The sequence below is a fragment of the Legionella sp. genome, assembly GCF_965140895.1.
GTDB lineage: Bacteria > Pseudomonadota > Gammaproteobacteria > Legionellales > Legionellaceae > Legionella.
The window spans coordinates 1-2,530 of the sequence record NZ_CBCSKT010000080.1; the positions used below are offsets into that span (position 1 = coordinate 1).

Here is a 2,530-nt window from a genome sequence, read left to right on the forward strand (position 1 = left end):
GCGGACCAAGTAGCCTGCGAGGTAAAAAATCATGGTAAGTTTTGCAATCTCCGAAACTTGCACCCCTATTGGTCCAACCGATAACCAACGTCGACTACCATTCACCATTTTTCCAATGCCAGGAATTAATACGATGAGCAACATGAACAAACAGACCATGAGCATGGGGCCACTAATACGCTCCCAAAAGCTGCTGTCCGTACGCACCACGATTAAGGCAAGCATTAAACCTGCAAATAAATAACAGGCCTGACGAATTAAAAAATGAAAGGGTTGATGAAAATATTTGGTAGAAATCATGACTGAGCTTGATGCAACCATCATCAAGCCAATAATTAATAAACCAATGACAACACTAATCAGCCACTTGTCATAAAGAGAAATGGGTTTACTTACAGGTTTACCTCTTTGATTAACGTGTCTTGGTTTCATGCCCTAAAGTCCGCATACAAGAGAAGTAAACAATTCTCCGCGATGATTAAAATCACGGAACATATCCAAACTGGCACAAGCTGGAGATAACAAAACCACATCTCCGGGTTTGGCTTGCGTTTTGGCTACTGCCACTGCATTATCTAATGAAGAAGCGCGTGCGATTGGAACCACATCAGCCAAAGCCGCTTCAATTTTATCGGCATCTTCACCAATCAAAACAATAGAACGAACAAAATCTGCGATGGGTAGTGCCAACTCAGTAAAATCACCCCCTTTTCCTTGTCCCCCCGCGATAAGCACAATCCTTCCTTGCATAGAACCTCCTATTCCATTAATTGCAGAGATTGTCGCACCAATATTTGTCCCTTTTGAATCGTTTATCCATTCAACACCATCGAGGGTTCGCACCCACTGACAGCGATGAGATAAACCAGAGAACGTTGTTAGTACGTGTACAATATGCGACTGCGCAATCCCTGCGGCATCAGCTAAAGCACATGCGGCCAAAGCATTGAGCCAATTATGCACTCCTTTGATTAATACAGACTCTGCAGCTAAAATGCAAGTAGTTCCTTTCGCTAAATATGTTTTTCCGTCTTTACTAATTAAGCCCCAATTCCCTGCCGTAGGTACATCTTGACCAAAAGAGATAGAGTTTGCTGATACAGCAGGCACAGTGTGTACATCTTCACGATTATAAAGCGACACTTCAGCATGATCATAGACGCGTTGTTTGGCAGCAATATAAGCCTCCATCGTATGATGTCTATCTAAGTGATCAGGTGATACATTAAGGATGGTTGCAGCAACCGGTTTTAAGGAATGTGTTAAATCCAATTGAAAACTTGATAGTTCTAAAACCCACAAGTCATACTGATGTTCATCATCAAGCATATCCAACACCGGAGTGCCAATATTGCCAGCAACAGCGACATTAAATCCGGCAGCCTTTGCCATTTCGCCGACTAAAGTAGTTACTGTAGACTTGCCGTTAGTTCCGGTGATCGCAATCACTGGAGCATGAATTTCACGTGCTAGACATTCAATATCGCCATAGATAGGAATTCCTGCAGCTCGTGCTTGATTTAAAAAAGGCATATCCAAGGCTAAACCGGGGCTGGCGATAATGTCCGTTAATTGCCCCAGCACTTCATCAGGAATCTGTTGCGTATAAACCCTGGCCTCTGGAAATTCAGCAGTAAATTCAACTAAATTAGGGGCTTGCGGCCGTGTATCAAAAGCAACGAACGGCTTGTTATTTCTCTGTAAATAACGCGCTACTGAAAGCCCTGTTTTACCTAACCCTGCAACTAAATATAGAGGATGTTTCATGAATGCACCTTGTCTATCGAAGTTTTAAAGTAGCCAATCCGCATAACACAAATACAACAGTGATAATCCAAAAACGTACGATTATCTTTGGCTCAGACCAACCTTTTAATTCAAAATGATGATGCAGTGGTGCCATACGGAATAAACGCTTGCCATGAGTATATTTAAAGTAACCCACTTGTAAAATTACCGAAAGCGTTTCAATCACAAACAACCCCCCCCATCAACAACAATACTAATTCTTGGCGAACGACTATCGCAACAATCCCTAAAGCCGCGCCTAAGGCTAAAGACCCGACATCCCCCATGAATAATTGGGCAGGATAACTATTGTACCAAAGGAAGCCAAGGCCGGCACCAACAATGGACGCACAGAAAATGGTTAGCTCGCCTTCATTAGGAACAAAAGGTATTCCTAAGTAATGAGCATGCACGGCATTACTGGAGGCATAGGCAAAAATACCCAAAGCTCCAGCCACCATAACGATAGGCATAATGGCTAAACCATCTAAGCCATCAGTCAAATTCACGGCATTTGAACTACCGACAATAACGAAATAAGCCAGAACGGGGAAAAATACTCCCAGGCCGATTGTCACTGATTTAAAAAATGGTACGGTTAATTGGGTATGTACTGGTAAGGTGGCGTTCATATACAAATAAACTACGGCGATAAGTGCGATCACCGACTGCCAAAAATACTTCCAACGCCCTGGTAAGCCTTTGCTATTTTTTAGAACTAATTTACGATAATCATCGACCC

At 42.7% G+C, this 2,530-nt stretch carries 2 protein-coding genes and 1 pseudogene; all 3 read right to left on the reverse strand.

Annotated elements, in window-relative coordinates; translation table 11 throughout:
• A partial coding sequence (locus tag ACQY7T_RS09470; RefSeq protein ID WP_428412954.1) for an FtsW/RodA/SpoVE family cell cycle protein occupies positions 1 to 432 on the reverse strand: 432 nt, incomplete at its 3' end.
• A 3-nt stretch (positions 433 to 435) separates the two neighbouring features.
• Positions 436 to 1,767 (reverse strand): UDP-N-acetylmuramoyl-L-alanine--D-glutamate ligase, encoded by a 1,332-nt coding sequence (gene murD, locus ACQY7T_RS09475; protein ID WP_428412955.1) that lies wholly within the window; start codon positions 1,765 to 1,767, stop codon positions 436 to 438.
• Between the two features lie 13 nt (positions 1,768 to 1,780).
• A pseudogene (gene mraY / locus ACQY7T_RS09480) lies at positions 1,781 to 2,530 on the reverse strand (phospho-N-acetylmuramoyl-pentapeptide-transferase); the annotation flags it as partial.

Coding starts and splice junctions, on each gene's coding strand:
- murD (WP_428412955.1), bottom strand. CDS start 1,767: ATGAAACATCCTCTATATTTAGTTGCAGGGTTAGGTAAAACAGGGCTT.